Source organism: Burkholderia oklahomensis C6786 (assembly GCF_000959365.1).
GTDB lineage: Bacteria > Pseudomonadota > Gammaproteobacteria > Burkholderiales > Burkholderiaceae > Burkholderia > Burkholderia oklahomensis.
The window spans coordinates 2,849,639-2,865,311 of record NZ_CP009556.1; the positions used below are offsets into that span (position 1 = coordinate 2,849,639).

The 15,673-nt window shown below is 65.0% G+C and carries 14 protein-coding genes; 6 read left to right on the forward strand and 8 right to left on the reverse strand.

Going from position 1 to position 15,673, the window contains the following annotated elements:
- The first annotated feature begins 36 nt into the window (after positions 1-36).
- Positions 37-1,344, forward strand: coding sequence for an NAD(P)/FAD-dependent oxidoreductase (locus tag BG90_RS30200; RefSeq protein WP_010122650.1), 1,308 nt, complete (start codon positions 37-39; stop codon positions 1,342-1,344).
- A 240-nt stretch (positions 1,345-1,584) separates the two neighbouring features.
- Here BG90_RS30200 and BG90_RS30205 read toward each other — a convergent pair whose 3' ends face one another.
- The gene (locus BG90_RS30205) at positions 1,585-2,472 is read right to left on the reverse strand and encodes a pyrroline-5-carboxylate reductase family protein (protein ID WP_010122648.1); all 888 of its coding nucleotides are present in this window, start codon (positions 2,470-2,472) and stop codon (positions 1,585-1,587) included.
- Positions 2,473-2,985: 513 nt separating this feature from the next.
- On the opposite strand from BG90_RS30205, the gene BG90_RS37665 reads away from it, so the two are divergent.
- The 5 genes from BG90_RS37665 to BG90_RS30225 all read left to right on the forward strand — a co-directional run bounded on the left by BG90_RS37665 (position 2,986) and on the right by BG90_RS30225 (position 8,504).
- Positions 2,986-3,633 carry an MFS transporter gene (locus BG90_RS37665; protein WP_232289009.1) on the forward strand — a complete coding sequence of 216 codons (648 nt, stop codon included), beginning with the start codon at positions 2,986-2,988 and terminating at the stop codon, positions 3,631-3,633.
- Positions 3,633-4,406: an MFS transporter gene (locus BG90_RS37670; RefSeq protein ID WP_232289008.1), complete on the forward strand. Its 774-nt coding sequence runs from the start codon at positions 3,633-3,635 to the stop codon at positions 4,404-4,406. The genes BG90_RS37665 and BG90_RS37670 overlap by 1 nt, the downstream gene beginning before the upstream one ends.
- A gap of 283 nt (positions 4,407-4,689) precedes the next feature.
- Positions 4,690-5,349, forward strand: coding sequence for a TetR/AcrR family transcriptional regulator (locus BG90_RS30215; protein WP_038802196.1), 660 nt, complete (start codon positions 4,690-4,692; stop codon positions 5,347-5,349).
- Between the two features lie 455 nt (positions 5,350-5,804).
- Complete coding sequence (locus BG90_RS30220; protein ID WP_010122644.1) at positions 5,805-6,818, forward strand: FAD-dependent oxidoreductase; 1,014 nt, start codon at positions 5,805-5,807, stop codon at positions 6,816-6,818.
- 393 nt (positions 6,819-7,211) lie between these two features.
- Complete coding sequence (locus BG90_RS30225) at positions 7,212-8,504, forward strand: NAD(P)/FAD-dependent oxidoreductase (RefSeq protein ID WP_010112757.1); 1,293 nt, start codon at positions 7,212-7,214, stop codon at positions 8,502-8,504.
- A gap of 174 nt (positions 8,505-8,678) precedes the next feature.
- On the opposite strand, the gene BG90_RS30235 is transcribed toward BG90_RS30225, so the two are convergent.
- The 7 genes from BG90_RS30235 to BG90_RS30265 all read right to left on the reverse strand — a co-directional run bounded on the left by BG90_RS30235 (position 8,679) and on the right by BG90_RS30265 (position 15,673).
- Positions 8,679-10,424 carry a methyl-accepting chemotaxis protein gene (locus BG90_RS30235; protein WP_010122641.1) on the reverse strand — a complete coding sequence of 582 codons (1,746 nt, stop codon included), beginning with the start codon at positions 10,422-10,424 and terminating at the stop codon, positions 8,679-8,681.
- 283 nt (positions 10,425-10,707) lie between these two features.
- Positions 10,708-11,655 carry a CopD family protein gene (locus tag BG90_RS30240; protein WP_010122639.1) on the reverse strand — a complete coding sequence of 316 codons (948 nt, stop codon included), beginning with the start codon at positions 11,653-11,655 and terminating at the stop codon, positions 10,708-10,710.
- Positions 11,655-12,038 (reverse strand): copper homeostasis periplasmic binding protein CopC, encoded by a 384-nt coding sequence (copC, locus tag BG90_RS30245; RefSeq protein WP_038802197.1) that lies wholly within the window; start codon positions 12,036-12,038, stop codon positions 11,655-11,657. The genes BG90_RS30240 and copC overlap by 1 nt, the downstream gene beginning before the upstream one ends.
- A gap of 49 nt (positions 12,039-12,087) precedes the next feature.
- A complete protein-coding gene (locus BG90_RS30250; protein ID WP_010108077.1) occupies positions 12,088-12,435 on the reverse strand; it encodes a copper-binding protein in 348 nt (115 codons plus the stop codon).
- Between the two features lie 60 nt (positions 12,436-12,495).
- Positions 12,496-13,797, reverse strand: coding sequence for a copper oxidase (locus BG90_RS30255; protein ID WP_010122635.1), 1,302 nt, complete (start codon positions 13,795-13,797; stop codon positions 12,496-12,498).
- A complete protein-coding gene (locus tag BG90_RS30260) occupies positions 13,794-15,383 on the reverse strand; it encodes a TolC family protein (protein WP_010122633.1) in 1,590 nt (529 codons plus the stop codon). Before BG90_RS30260 ends, BG90_RS30255 begins: the two co-directional genes overlap by 4 nt.
- Complete coding sequence (locus BG90_RS30265; protein ID WP_010108070.1) at positions 15,380-15,673, reverse strand: hypothetical protein; 294 nt, start codon at positions 15,671-15,673, stop codon at positions 15,380-15,382. Before BG90_RS30265 ends, BG90_RS30260 begins: the two co-directional genes overlap by 4 nt.

Genomic DNA, 15,673 nt, shown 5'->3' on the forward strand with positions numbered 1-15,673 from the left:
ATGCGACGATGCCGCTCGACCTTTCACGACTTGCTTATGATCAACGCCTTCGCCCGCCGCGCCGACGAACTCGCGCGCCGCTCGTATTACGAGGTCACCGCCAGCCGCCCGGCCGACGACGACCCGGTGCTCGACGATGCGCTCGACGTCGACGTCTGCGTGATCGGAGCCGGGTTCGCCGGCTTGTCGACCGCGCTCGACTGCCGCGCGCGCGGCCTGTCGGTCGCCGTGCTCGATGCGTACCGGCCGGGCTGGGGCGCGTCCGGCAGGAACGGCGGACAGATGATCGCGGGCTTCGCGAAGGACGGCGAGATCGAGCGCCAGCTCGGCATCGAAGGCGCACGCGAAGCATGGGCGCTGTCGCTCGACGCCGTCGCGCTCGTCGAAGAGCGTATCGCGCGCTACGGAATCGACTGCGACTTCACGCGCGGCTACCTGACGGTCGCGACGCATCCGCGCCGCGTGCCGCAATTGCGCCAGTGGATGGACGATGCGGCATCGCGCTGGGGCCATCCGTCGCTCGAATGGCTCGATGCCGATGCGATCCGCGCGCGCATCGCGTCGCCGCGTTATCTCGCGGGCGTTCACGATCCGCTGTCCGGTCATCTGCATCCGCTCAAGTACTGCGTCGGCCTCGCCGACGCGGCGCGACGCGAAGGCGCGCGGCTGTTCGCGCACACGCCGGCGCTCGAAGTCGTGCGCGGCGCGCGGCCCGTCGTGCGCACGCCGACGGGCGAAGTGCGCTGCCGTCACGTCGTCGCGTGCTGCAATGCGGGCCCGGGCGGCGTGCTGCCCGCCGCGACGGCCGCGCGCATCGCGCCGATCGCATCGTACATCGTCGCGACCGAAGCGCTCGACGCCGATCGCGCGAGCGCGCTGATTCCGCAGCGCGAAGCGGTCTGCGACAACAACTTCTTTCTCGACTACTTCCGGCTGTCCGCCGACCACCGGATGCTGTTCGGCGGCCGCGCGGACTCGGCGGGCGCATCGCCCGACGCGCTCGTCGGCGCGATCCGCCGCCGGATGGTCGGCGCGTTTCCGCAGCTCGCCGACGTGCGCATCGAATTCGCATGGGGCGGCTTCGTCGACGTGACGCGCAACCGCGCGCCGGACTTCGGCGCGATCGATCCGAACTACTTCTATCTTCAGGGCTTCAGCGGCCACGGCGTCGCGCTGACCGGCATCGCGGGCCGCATCGTCGCAAACGCGATCGCGGGCGACACGCGCGGCTTCGATCTGTTTGCGCGCCTGCGGCACCGGCGCTTTCCCGGCGGCCCCGCGTGGCGGCAGCCCGCGCTCGAGCTCGGCATGCTGTACCACCGCGTGCGCGAGTTGCTGTTCTGAGCGCGCAATTCGCCCGTCCTCGCTCGACACATTCGTCGCTCGGAAGCCTCGCCCCCGCGGGCAACCGACTGCTTCGTATGGACATGCAACAACAGGGATGCGCTCGACAGACAAACCACGACCGCGGCGCGATGATCCAGCATCGTCTCGCGCGGGGCGTCGAGGGCATTCGCAAGTTCGCCCTCCGTCGCTGGTCGCTGCCGAGAACGCTGCTCGAAGACGCCTTCGGTTTCGGTTTCGTCAACCGTGCCCGCCAAGCCCGATGGATTGATGCGGCTCCATCTGAACGCTTAGCATCGTTTGGGCATGCTCGATCCCTTCTCGAACGGTCCTTGCGAAGTCTCCGTGCAGACGAAGCGAATTGATGATGTTCTCCGCAATGCCGCCCGGAGTCGCGCATTGATTCACATAATTTTCGATTTCACCGGGATTCAAATCCCGTGGCCTAACCCGTCTCGCCCAATCGACAACGCTCTGCCAGTCATCGAGTCCGTGCTCTGCCGCACATTTCAATATGACTCGATCGCTGACAGGCGCGCCGATGAATTCGCAATACATCAATATAAACGGAAGACAAGCACCGAGGACGGTAACCGGTTCGAACTGATTCTCCGATCGTACATTCAAAATATGCGACGCAACGGATTTCAGTACATTCACGGCACTTTCGTCGACGTCGCCGCAGGTCACACCAAGTGCTTGGCCGCCGGCAATCGTATCCGGCGCGCTTATAATCGCCCGAGCAATCGAACCCGATCCACGCGCGACATCGGACAATTTCGAAAGCGAAACACCGGCCAAGAACGAGATGACGATCTGTCCATCGCTCAACTCGTAATCGGAGATCATCCCGTAATCGATCGGTCGCACGGTATACAAAATGACCTTGCAATGCTTCATGACCGCATCCACGCCTACAAGACGATCTTCGACTCCCGCCTTCACACTCGTCGCATACGATTTTTGAGAACCGCGATGCCCGAGCCAAACACTCTCTCGGTCGAATCCAATATCGATCAAGCGCGATGCAAGGGCAACGCCCAAGTGCCCCGCACCTACGACTCCGATTCCTTGACTCGTCATCCCGTCGCCTCCGATCACCTTGAAAAGGTCGATTTGTTCCGCCATTGGACAAGCAGGGGAATTTGAAAACGGCCGGCAATCGCCGTGCCGCGGATGCGCGAGTAGCCGTGCGTCCGGTGTGATCGATAGCATCCGCGATAGCTCGACATTCGGCTCGAACAGGTCATTCGCCGAGCCACGCGCCCCGCGGCATCGCGATCCTGGGCCGACGGCCGAGCCGTATCGACGCCTCGACCCGCATCGGTTCAACCGGAAGCCCAAGCTCGACGCACCTCGGCGACATCTTGCCCGTACCGCGACGTGACGGCATCGGCATGAGTTGCTATCCCAGTTTATGACCGACCGTCGGTCAATAATATATCGCTGCGGCTGCCGAGACCTCTCCAAACGACCGGGAATGCAAATCTTGATGCGAATTCGAGCCCGTGTTCGATGACGTCCGCAGGTCACGTCTCAGACGGTCTTCGACTATCCGCTTCGTCGGGCTGGCGATATCGGGATTTCTCCAGATTCAAGATGGAGCCCACCATCTGCATATCGAATTAAATCGAGGGTCACATGATCAACCATCAACGCTCTGCTTTATTCGCACTCTTGCTATCCGGATTTGTAACGATTTTCGATTTATTTGTCGTCAATATCGCGATCGTCAACATCGAGAAGACACTGCATGCAAGCTATGTCGAGTTGACGATGATCATCGTCGCCTACGAACTGTCGTTCGGCCTCTTGCTCATCACCGGCGGAAGGCTCGGCGATCTATGGGGACGCCGGCGAGCCTATCAGATCGGGATGCTGTGCTTCACCGCTTCATCGATTCTTTGCGGACTAGCGCCCCACGCGGCGATCCTCACCGTCGCGCGCTTTTTACAAGGGCTATCCGCCGCCGTACTCTTTCCGCAAATCTATGCGTGCATCCGGGCGGATTTCGACGAGGCCGGCGCCCATCGGGCGTTCGGATACCTGGGAATGACGCTCGGGCTCGCGGCGATCGCGGGGCAAGTTCTCGGCGGTCTGATCATCTCGATCAATCTGCTGGAGTTGCAATGGAGAGCCATCTTTTTTATCAATCTTCCGATCGGGCTGGCGGCGCTGTTTTTTCCCGTCATTTGCGAAACACGTCCACCGAACAGAAAAAAAGCCTGGACTGGACGGGCGTCGCTCTGTCGAGTCTGGGAATTTCCGTTTCGCTGCTTCCGCTGCTAATGAGCGCAGTCTGGGGATGGAGTTTCAAAAGCTATGTCCTGATGCTGATCGGGCTAGGCACCTTGTATCTATTCATGCGACACGAAATCCGCCACGCACGCAGCGGCCACGTTCCTCTCATCAACATGAAGCTCCTCCGGGAAAGACGATTCATCAAGGGTTCGTCGTTGGTCATGTGCATCTATGCAACCGCGGGTTCATTTACGTTGGTATTTTCGATCTTTCTTCAGTCCGGACTGAAGCTAAGCCCGTTTGAAGCGGGAATGACTTATGTCTCGACCAGCATCGGATTTACGATTTCGTCGCTATTGACGCCCAAGCTCATCGGCCGATCCGGGCCGCACGTCGTTTCCATCGGCGCGGCCTCATATGCGGCAAGTTTCGTCGCGCTGATACTTGCCGTGCGATATTTCCCCATCCTTGAGCTGCCGTGGCTCCTGATACCGGGACTGTGGACGCTCGGCTTTACACAAGGCATGGTCATGACCCCTCTTCTGAATATCGTGCTGGCGAACGTGCAGGAAAACTTCGCGGGGATGGCCGCCGGAGTCGTTTCGACCTTGCAGCAGGTAGGCGCGGCATTCGGCGTAACTGCGGTCAGCACGATCCTGCAGGTAACGTTAAAAAAATTGTCTCATCTGCAGGAATTTTCTCAACTGCAAAGCGCGTTCGTCTACAGCATGTTCTTCAACGTGGGGGCCGCTGCCGTCGCCAGCTACATCCTGCGGAAGATGTTGAATCAAGCGCAGCGCGCGCGATCCATCGATGCATGACGAATGCTTCCGTCGAGGCGGCGTGACGGACGCTTTACCTTTGCTTGCCGCCGACCGCGCATGCACCCGCCGGCGATGAGCTTTCTTCAAACAGAAGCACTCCGGAATTTCGTCGACGCCCGGAACATCCGCACGATGCGGATGCACGGCGACCATCGGGCGGAGTCCGTTTTTGCCCTTCATACATGAAATGAACCAACGGTCGGACAATTACAAAAACGTTGGTAACTGCGGGAACGTAGCCTAGACTTCTGACTTTTGCACGCAAGTTCTGAACCGCACGATGAGATACAAGACAAGCCAGCGGGAGCAGGGAGCGCCTAAAACGCCCCGCACCAAGCCAGCCGAAGTACGCCTGGAAGAATTGATGGCGGCAGCCGAGAGGCTATTTTTAGCGCAAGGCGTCGAGGCCACCACGATCAACGAAATCGTTGAGTTGGCCGAAGTAGCCAAGGGCACCTTCTACCATTACTTCGCTTCGAAGAACGAACTCCTGGAAGCCATGGGCCAGCGGTACACCGCGCAATACCTGAGCCGCTTGGAAGAGGCCGTTGATGCGTGCGCGGCGGACGACTGGTTAGGTCGGCTGCGGGCATGGATTCGGACGAGCATCGAAGCCTATGTCGAAACGTATCGCACGCACGACATCGTCTACATCAACCATCACCGCCACGCACGGAACAATCGCGAGAAGAACGCCATTCTCGATCAGCTCCAAGGCATTCTCAGTTGCGGCGAACAGGCCGGCGTGTGGCAATTGACGCAACCGCGCATCGCGGCCCTGCTGATCTACGCGGGCGTTCACGGCGCCACGGACGATGTCATCGCGGCCCAGGAAACGGACTATGCCGAATTTGTCCGATCCGTCACCGCCGTTTGTCTGCGTATGGTCGGCGTCGCGGACGCGGCCCAGGCGCCCAAGCCGCGCCGTCGGACGAAGTGATTGCGTCAGCGCGGGTGACATCGCAGCCATGACGAGCGCCTCGATGCAACGATCGCGGATGTGGCGAGTCGCTTCGAAAAGCGCACGCTGAAGTGACATCCGATCGCGCCGCCCACTCATGCGAAGGATCGGGGGCAGGCATCCATCGAAGGCGCCGGAACAGCCCCGCCGCCGACGGCGCGCACGCACATAATCCTGAGCGCGATACTCGCCGCTCGCACGCCCCTCCGCAGCCCCGGACCAAGGCGGCCGCCGCAACGACTTCGCTCTGCATGCCGAACCATGATGCGGCTATGGGTGCAGTGCCGCCGCGTTGCCGGCCAATCGCAGCGCGCGGTTGATCGCGCGAATGACCGCGCGCAAAACGACGCTGCACGGCTGTCCGGCTGAGCCGGAAATATTCCTGCGATCCTGCGAATCGCATTCGAACCGCGTACTGTACGCGCCTGCTCGCGATGGACGACCTCCTGTTCTTCGGGCACCGGGATGCCCCGATGACCACCGAAGGCAACGTCGCCCAGGTCCGGAAAACGATGGACGGCATGGGAATGCCGTATGAATATCTGGATTCGCCTGCGGCGATCCACCGGCGCTTCCCGATCTTCAATCTTGCCGCCCTGCCCGACGATTACGTGGGGCTCGTCCAGGCCGCCAGCGCGTCGATCAATGTGCAGGCGGCGTCGAGAACCTTCCTGCTCGGCGCGAAGCGCACCGGCCGCCTCCACGTTCTCGACGGACAAACGGTCGTACACGTCGATCACCATCAACAGGCGGCCGACTGCGCGTATACGCTTCACACGCGGAGCGACGATGCATCGATGACGGTGCATGGACGTCACCTCATCGCGTGCCCCGGCGTATGGGCGGATTCGGTGCTGCGCGGCCTCGGGCGCAAACAGAGCGGACGCTGGAAAATCTGGCAGATGAACTATGCGTACTGGGAACTCAAGGCGAGCCATCCCCGGATGCCCATCTGGTTCGAGTTCGGCAACGTCGATGCGAGCGATCGGGGAACGTTCTACGGATTTCCTCAATTGGACTTCTCCCCGGCCATGCACGACATGGTGAAGATGAGCGCGGACTATACCTACGACGTCTTCGACGAACCCTCGGCCATCCGGCCCACCGTGAGCGATCGACTGATGCGCGAGCTCACCGAACATGTCGGGCGGCTCGTCGATCCGGACGTCATCGATGCGGGTCATGGCCAACACGCGGGCACGTGCCTCTACTCGATGAGTCCGGACGGCAAGCTCGTCATCGGCCGAATTCCGATGGAGCCGCGCAGCAAGTCGCACCACGCCCGCGCTTCCATGTGCATCATGGAATCCGGCCGCGCCTTCAAGTACGCTCCGCTGTTCGGTCGCGTGCTGGTCGAGTTGGCCGTCGACGGCCATTCCCGCTATCAAAGCGATCTGGACATCTTCTCGCCCACGCGCGACGGCCTGTTCGATTCGTTGATTCGCTAGCGCCTGGCGCGATCGGCCCGCACGAAAGATCGGCTTCCTTTCGGGGCGGCAGCCGGTCGAGCCGATGGTCCGAACGCGGAACGGAATCCATCGGCACACGGCGGTCGACTGGCATACGAAAGGGAACGCATCGCCGCCGCGCGCGGCGGGAGCGCCCTTGCTCGCGTCACTTGCAGGCATCCGAACGATTGGCCTGCCCCGCGCAGCCGGCATGATCGGCTCCCGGCGTGCAACTCGCCCGGCCGCCGCCGGTCCAATGCGATGTCTTCGCGTTGCCGCATCCGTCCATTTGCCCACCGATCGCCGGCTCGCGACGTATTTTGATATGCGCTTTTTTGTGTACCATCATCGCGACGAGGTACCGCCGGACAATCCAATATCGATCATTACGTCATGCTCAAGTTCGTCAACCAACCGCACGCCGCGTCGTACTATGCGGCGACCATCAACGACACCGCCCGCCATCCGTCGCTGGAAGGCGCCGTCGACGCCGACGTCTGCGTGATCGGCGCGGGCCTCACCGGCATATCGGCGGCGCTCAATCTCGCCGAACGCGGCTATTCGGTCGCGGTCGTCGAGGCGTCGAAGGTCGGATGGGCGGCGAGCGGACGCAACGGCGGCCAGATGATCGGCGGCTTCGCATGCGGGATCGACACGTTCGAACCGTACCTGAACGCCGACGAAGTCCGATTGATCTGGGACATGGGGCTCGAGACGCTCTCGATCGTCAAGGAGCGGATCGCGAAGCACGCAATCGACTGCGCGCTGATGCCGGGCTATCTGACCGCCGCGAACAAGCCGCGCGACGTCGACGCGCTGCGCCGCTGGCGCGACGAAGCGGCCCGCCGCTTCGGCTACGAACGCTTGCGCTATGTCGAACGCGACGCGCTCGCGCAATACGTGCAATCGAACCGCTATCTCGGCGGCCTCTTCGATCCGGACAGCGGCCATCTGCATCCGCTCAACTACACGCTCGGCCTCGCGCGCGCGGCGCTCGAGCGGGGCGCGCGCATTTACGAAGACAGCGCCGTGACGCACATCGCGAACGAGGCCGGCGGGCACGTCGTGTCGACGGCGCGCGGACAGGTCCGCGCGAAGTTCGTCGTGCTCGCGTGCAATGCGTTTCTCGGCGCGCTCGCGCCCGCGTTGTCGCGCAAGATCATGCCGGTCGGCACCTATGTGATCGCGACCGAGCCGCTCGGCGACGCGCGCGCGGGCGCGCTGATGCCCGCGCAGGCGGCGATCTGCGACAGCCGCTTCGCGCTCGATTATTTCCGCCCCGCGCCCGACACGCGGCTGCTGTGGGGTGGCAAGGTCAGCTATTCGACGCTCGAGCCGCGCGACCTCGCCGAAGCGATGCGCCGCGACATGCTGAGGACATTCCCGCAGCTCGCGGACGTGAAGGTCGATTACGCGTGGGGCGGCTTCGTCGACATCACGATGAATCGCGCGCCGCATTTCGGCCGCCTGTCGCCGACCGTCTATTTCGCGCAGGGCTTCTCCGGACACGGCGTCAACACGACGGGCCTCGCGGGCAAGCTGATCGCCGAGGCGATCGACGGACAGGCCGCGCGCTTCGATGTGTTCGGCAAGATCCGACACCGTGATTTCCCCGGCGGCGCGGCGCTCAGGACGCCGGCGCTCGTGCTCGCGATGGCGTGGTATCAGCTGCGCGATCTGCTGTGACGGTGCGCCGCGCTCGGTAAGCGCAGGCGCAGGCACCGGCACACGCCGCATGCGAGATTGCTTGCGTGCGCAACGAACATGCGATGCGGCGCACCGCGCAAGAACGCTCCGGCCGACACGCGGCTGCGGCGATCGATGCCGTTCTGCGATCGACCGCGCACCATCATCGTTCGATCAGAACGTTTCCCAATCCGCGTTCGCATCCGCCGCCGCGGGCGCGCGCGCAACCGCAACGGCGGGTGCGCGTGCGGCCGCCGCGGCCGTGGAAGCGGCCGGCTTCGAGGCTTCGACCGCGCGCGGTGCCGACGCCGTCGCCGCCGCGAAGGTCGGCGCCGCGATCCGACGATGCGGCGCGACCGCATCGGCCGCCATGCCGTCGACCCGGAAGAACGCGACCGCCTGCTTCAGCTCGCGCCCCTGATCTTCGAGCGATTGCGACGCGGCCGCCGCTTCTTCGACGAGCGCGGCGTTCTGCTGCGTGACCTGATCCATCTGCGTGATCGCGAGATTGACTTGGTCGATGCCACGGCTCTGCTCGGCGGACGCCGCCGCGATCTCGCCCATGATGTCGGTCACGCGCGCGACCGCCTGCGTGACCTCGGTCATCGTCTTGCCCGCTTCGTCGGCGAGCGCGGAGCCGTCGCGAATCTTCTGCACCGACGCGCTGATCAGATCCTTGATCTCCTTCGCCGCGCTCGACGAGCGCTGCGCGAGGCCGCGCACCTCGCCCGCGACGACCGCGAAGCCGCGGCCCTGCTCGCCCGCGCGCGCCGCCTCGACCGCGGCATTGAGCGCGAGGATGTTGGTCTGGAACGCGATCCCTTCAATGATGCCGATGATCTCCGCGATCTTCGACGAGCGCTCACTGATGTCGGTCATCGTATCGACGACCTGGCCGACGACCGCGCTGCCGCGCAGCGCGACGTCCGATGCATTGGACGCGAGCCCGCTCGCCTGCTGCGCGTTCTCCGCGTTCTGCCGGACGGTCGACGTGAGCTCCTCCATGCTCGATGCGGTTTCCTGCAGCGATGCCGCCTGCTCCTCGGTGCGCGACGACAGGTCGAGGTTACCGGACGCGATCTGCCCGGACGCGGTCGCGACCGCGTCGCTGCCCATGCGCACGCGCCCGACGATGCGCTTCAGGCTGTCGTTCATGTCGGCGAGCGCTTTCAGCAGTTGCCCCGTTTCGTCCTTCGACGTCGCATCGATATGCGTCGTCAGGTCGCCGTCGGCGACGGTGCGCGCGAACTTCACCGCATCGCCCATCGGCTTCGTGATCGAACGCGAAATCAGCACGCCGAGCCACAACACGACCGCGAGCACGACGGCCGCCGCGGACGGCTCGAGCATCACCGCGCGATCGATGATGTCCTTCGCCTCGTTCGAGCCGGCCTGCCCGAGATCGACGTTGAACGCGCGATGCGCCGCAAGCGCCGCATTCGTCTGCTTCGCGATCTCGGTCATCCGCGTGCCCATCAGGTCGCCCGCCTCCTGCTTCTTGCCGTCGCGCGACAGCGCGAGCACGTTGTCGCGCACCGCGTCGAGCTGGCTCATCAGCGCGCGATCGGTCGCGAGCATTTCCTTGTCCTTGTCGTTCGACAGCAGCGGCTCGTACTTCGCGAACTGGTTGTCGACCTCGCGCCGTTGCTGCGCGATCTTCTGTTCGAAGTCCTTCGCTTGATCGGCGTTCGTCGAGAAGACGTGTTGATTCACGAGCAGCAGCATCGAATCGAATGCGAGTTGCGCGTCGTCAAGCACGACGAAGCTCGGCACGGTATTGACTGTCGAATAGCTGGCGGCGGTGTAGACGCGGCGGCTCTCGTAGATGCCGAATCCGGTGATGCCGCACAGGGCGACGAGCGCGGCGAGGATCAGCACGATCAGCCGAGCGCCGATCTTCAGGTCGGAAAAGAGTTTCATTTTGCGAACGCCAGTAACTGTGGGGGGTTAACGGCCGAACGACTGCATTGGCGAAGACGCGCTCAATGACGAAAGCCCAATCGTATTAAAAATGATCGGCGCTTCCGTCATTCATTTGTATGGTTCGAACGCGAACTTCGTACTGCCATCCGACACCGTCAGCACGGTATACGGCACGCATGCGTGCAGACTGAAGTGCTGCCCGATCTGCTCGACGTCGATGCGTGATCGACGACAACATGCGTGCCGCGCCCACCGCTTGACGCCTGCGTTTTCCAGGCGCTCAGATCGTGCCCGGCAGCGGGCTCGAGGCAAGCACCGCGGCCGCGGCCAGCACGCCCATCAGCACGAGCGATTCGATCTGCAGCACGACGCCGAAGCGCCGCAATGGTCCGACGAATGTCTCTGTCTTCGACGACGATTCGTCGAGCGCAGCCAGCAGCGCCGGCATCCCGAAGAAGCGATTGTGTCCGCCGAGCGCCGCGGCGCTCGCCACGAGCGCGAGCTTCAGCAGCAGCACCTGCCCGTACGTCGAGCCGAGCAGATTCGCCGACGTGCCGACGCCTCGCCAGCCGTTGTACGCGCCCGTGCTGAACAGCACGACGAGCGCGAACGTCGCCGCATCGGACATCGACTGCACGAACGCGGCGCCGTTTTTCCGCTCGCCGCCGCGCGCGTCGGCAAGCTGCGGCACGACGACGTACGTCGCGATCGCCACGAGCCCGACCCACGCGCTGATCGCGAGCAGATGCAGCCAGTCGACCCACACCGGCATGCTGAACAGCCCCGCGTCGACCGGATGGCCGCCGTTGCTGCGCGCGAGCGCGACGCCCGAGAGTGCGAGCCACAGCGCGAACGGGAAGCGGGCGTCGCTGCCGGAGCGCAGCAGCGACAGCCCGACGACGGCAAGCATCAGCACCGCGCCGACGAGCCATGCGTGACCGTAGCCGGTTCCCACCAGCATCGAGCGGACGGCGGGCCACGCGTCCCATAGCGCCGATTCGCTCATCAGCGCGCAGTGCACCCAGAACGCGAGCATGCTCGACAGCAGCATGCCGAGCGCCGCGATTCGCAGCGCTCGGATCAACCGCAGGCTCACGTGCGCCTGCCATGGCGACGGGGCGCGCGCGAGCCATTGATCGCCGAGCAGCGCGCCGACCGCGACCGCGAAGCCGACGTTCTGCAACGCGACGGCCGCCAGCCGCAACATGCCGAGGAAACCGTCGTTCATCACTTCACCTTGAACACGTAGGAGCCCTTGGTCTTGTGCGCGTCGGCCGTCATCACCGTCCACTGGACCGTGTACGCGCCCGGCGCGAGCTTCGGCACCGCGACCGTCAGCACGCGCGGGTTCGCCGCGTCGACCTTCGCCTTCTCCGCCGCGACGGGCGCGCCGCTCGCATCGGCGACCTTCACCGTGCTGAACGTCGCTTCGAGGCTTTCGTTGAACGTGAGGCGCAGCGCGTCGGGCGCCGCGTCGACGGTGCTGCCTGCCGCCGGCACGGCGCGCTCGAGCTTGCCGTGCGCGAGCGCGACGGCGGGTGCGGCGGGTGCGGCGGCGAAGGCCGCGATCGCAGCGAACCGGGTCCACTGCGCGTAAGCGAATCTCTTCATGATTTCCAATCCTGAATAATCGTGGCGATGCAATGTGCGGCGCGAACCGTCATTGCTTCTGCAGCTTCACGACGGTGAGCGCGCCGTTCACTTCCTCGGCGACGAAGTCGATCTTGTCGCCTGTCGTCACCTGCGACAGCATCGCCGGATCCTTGACCCTGAAGACCATCGTCATCGCATCCATCCCGAGGTTCTCTAGCGGGCCATGCTTGATCGTCAGCTTGCCCGCGGCCGTGTCGACCTTCCTGATTTCGCCGTGCGACATGCCCGCTTTCGCGTCGCCCGCCTGCCGCGCGCCGCCCGTCATGTCCATCCCGCCCATCTCGCCCGCCGCCTGCACGGCAGCCGGAATGGCGAGCGCACAAGCGATCGCGATCGTCGTCAATACGTTCTTCATGATGTCATCTCCTTCGTTGGGGGTGAAAAACGGGCCGGGCGCCGCCCGGCCCGGCAAGACTCAGCGCTCCGGCAACTCGCCGGCGTATTCGTATGCGACGGTTCCCTTCGGATGCCTGAACCATCCCGGATCCCGATAATCGTTCCGGCCAAGGCCCTGCCTGACCTTCACGACCGTGAACATCCCGCCCATCTCGAGCGGGCCGAACGGGCCCGTGCCCGTCATCATCGGCAGCGTGTTGTCGGGCAGCGGCATCTCCATCTCGCCCATCGCGCCGCCCGTGCTGCCCATCGCCATGTAGTCGGGCACGAGCTTGTTGATCCGCTTCGCGAGATCCTTCTGCGGCACGCCGATCAGGTTCGGCACCTGGTGTCCCATCGCATTCATCGTGTGATGCGACTTGTGGCAATGGAACGCCCAGTCGCCGGGACGGTTCGCCGTGAATTCGATCGCGCGCATCTGGCCGACCGCGACATCGGCCGTGACCTCCGGCCAGCGCGCGGCGGGCGGAATCCAGCCGCCGTCGGTGCCCATCACTTCGAATGCATAGCCATGCAGATGAATCGGGTGGTTGGTCATCGTCAGGTTGCCGAAACGAATCCGCACGCGGTCCCCCGCGCGCACCGGCAGTGGATCGATGCCGGGAAACACGCGCGCATTCCACGTCCACATGTTGAAGTCGGTCATTTCGTTGACGCGCGGCGTGAAGCTGCCGGGATCGATGTCGTATGCGGACATCAGGAACACGAAGTCGCGATCGACGGGCATCGCGCCGCGATCCTTCGGATGCACGATGAACGTGCCCATCATCCCCATCGCCATCTGCACCATCTCGTCCGCGTGCGGGTGGTACATGAACGTGCCGGGCTTCTCGAGCTGGAACTCGTAGACGAACGTCTTGCCGGGCGGAATGTGCGGCTGCGTGAGGCCGCCGACGCCGTCCATCCCGCACGGCAGCAGCATGCCGTGCCAGTGGACCGTCGTGTGCTCGGGCAGCCTGTTCGTGACGAAGATGCGCACCTTGTCGCCTTCGACCGCCTCGATCGTCGGTCCCGGCGCCTGACCATTGTAGCCCCACAGATTCGCCTTCATCCCGGGCGCCATCTCGCGCACGACGGGCTCGGCGATCAGATGGAACTCCTTCCAGCCGTTCTTCATTCGCCATGGCAGCGTCCAGCCGTTCAGCGTGACGACGGGCGTGTACGGACGGCCGTTCGGCGGCACGAGCGGCGGCTGCGTCGCGGCCTTCGCCATCGTCGGCGCCTCGGGCAGCGCGGCGGCGCCGGCCTTGCTGACGAGCGCGGCGCCGAGCAGCGCCGCGCCTGAGCCGCCGAGAAATGTTCGACGTGACACCATCTTCATTTACCTTCCGGATTCGTGGATGACGCGGGCGGCGCCGCGGGCGCGGCGGCTTGCCCATGTGCGTGTGCGGTAGCCGGCGCGGTGGCGGCGGACGCCGCCGATGCCGGGGATGCGATTGCCGAAGCGGATGCAGTCGATGCACTCGATGCAGCGGATGAAGGCGACGCGGCCGAGGCCGAGGCGGCGGCCGGCGCGGCCGGGCGCGACTCGCCCGCCGCATCCGCGCCGTGCGGCAGACGCCCGCCGACCGCCTGCCGCAGATCGGTCTCCGCAAGCCAGTAGTCCTTCAGCGCGTCGATGTAGCCGTTCACGGCGCCGACCTGGTCGCGCGCGTCGGCGAGCAGCTCGAACACGCTGACGAGCATCCCGTTGTAGCGCAGCAGCATCTCGTCGGAGATCGTCTTGCGCAGCGGCACGACCTCGTCGCGATAGTGCTTCGCGACGTCGTAGCGCGTCACGTAGGCCGCGTACGATTCGCGCACTTCGGAGCGCGCGTCGATCGCGGTCTGCGCGAGCCGGTTCGCCGACTGCAGATAGATCGCCTTCGCGCGCGCGACCTTCGCGCCGCCCCAGTCGAACAGCGGAATCTCGACGCTGATCTCGTAGCCGTGCTCGTGGCCCTTGTCGGTCTCGTAGTTGTCGAGATAGCCGACGTCGAGCGCGTTGACGAAGCGCGTCGCCTGCGTGAGGCCGAGCGACGTCGCGACACCCTGCGTCCTCAGCTTCGCCGCCTGGATATCCAGGCGGTTTTCCATCGCGAAACGCTCGAGACCGTCGAGCTGCGGCCGCTCGGCGGGCGGATCGGGCAGGCGGTCGGGCAGCTCGTATTCGGTCGATGCGCCCCACAAGCCCATCGTGCGCGTGAGCCTCTCGCGCGCCGCCACCGCGCGCTGCCGCGCGTTCGCGAGCTGCGCGATCGCGTCGGCGTAGAACGCCTGCTCGCGCGCGTAGTCGAGCCGGCTGAAGCTGCCGGCCTGCCGCATCCGCCGCGCGAGCTCCGCGCCGGCGTCCGCCGAGTCCTTGACCTGCTCCGCATAGGCCGCCGCCTGCGCGGCCGCGACCGCTTCGACGTATGCGCGGCGCGCATCCGCCGCGACCTTCAGCATCGCGTCGGCGGTCTCGAGTTTCGTCTGCTCGAAACGCCGGCCTTCGATCTTCGTCGCGAGCGGCAGCGTCAGCATGCTCAGGACGCCCATCGAAAACGTCCGGCCGATGCTCAGATCGTTGCTCGAACGCGTGCGGCTGAACGTGAAGCCCGGATTCGGCAGCCGGCCGGCCTGCACGAGATCGGCTTCGGACAGGCCGAGCTCCGCGTAGGAAGCCTGGAGCCCGCGATTGTTCAGGAGCGCGATCTGAACCGCGTCGTCGACGCTCAGCGGCTTCGACAGCAGTTCCTGCGTGCGGCGCGCGACCGCGTCGCGATCGGCATCGGTCTTCACGAGCACCGCTTCTTTTCCGAGCCGCTCGGAAGCCGCGGTCGAAACGGCGCCAAAGCCGCCGTCGTTCGAGAACGTCGTGCAGCCCGCGGCGAACGCCAGCACGGCCGCCGCGGCGCAGATCCGGAGGGAAACGAGACGCGGCGTCATCTGGCGGCTTCCCCGTGCATCGCACCGTGCCCGCCGTGCGCGGCGGCGGCGTTGCCCGCCTTGGCGGACGGCGCCGCCGCGTTGCGCGGCGGCTCGGCCACCGTGCGGTTCAATTGCTGCCAGGTCGGCCCGTCGTCGTCGCGGTAGCGACGGTAGCCGTCGAGCGCGGACGGCGCCGCGATGGCGGGCGCCGATGCCGCGGCGTCCGCCGGATCGGCGAACGTCGTCGCGTGCACGAGCGCCGGCCATGCCGCCGACGCGCCGAGCAGCGCTGCGTAAATCTTTCGCAT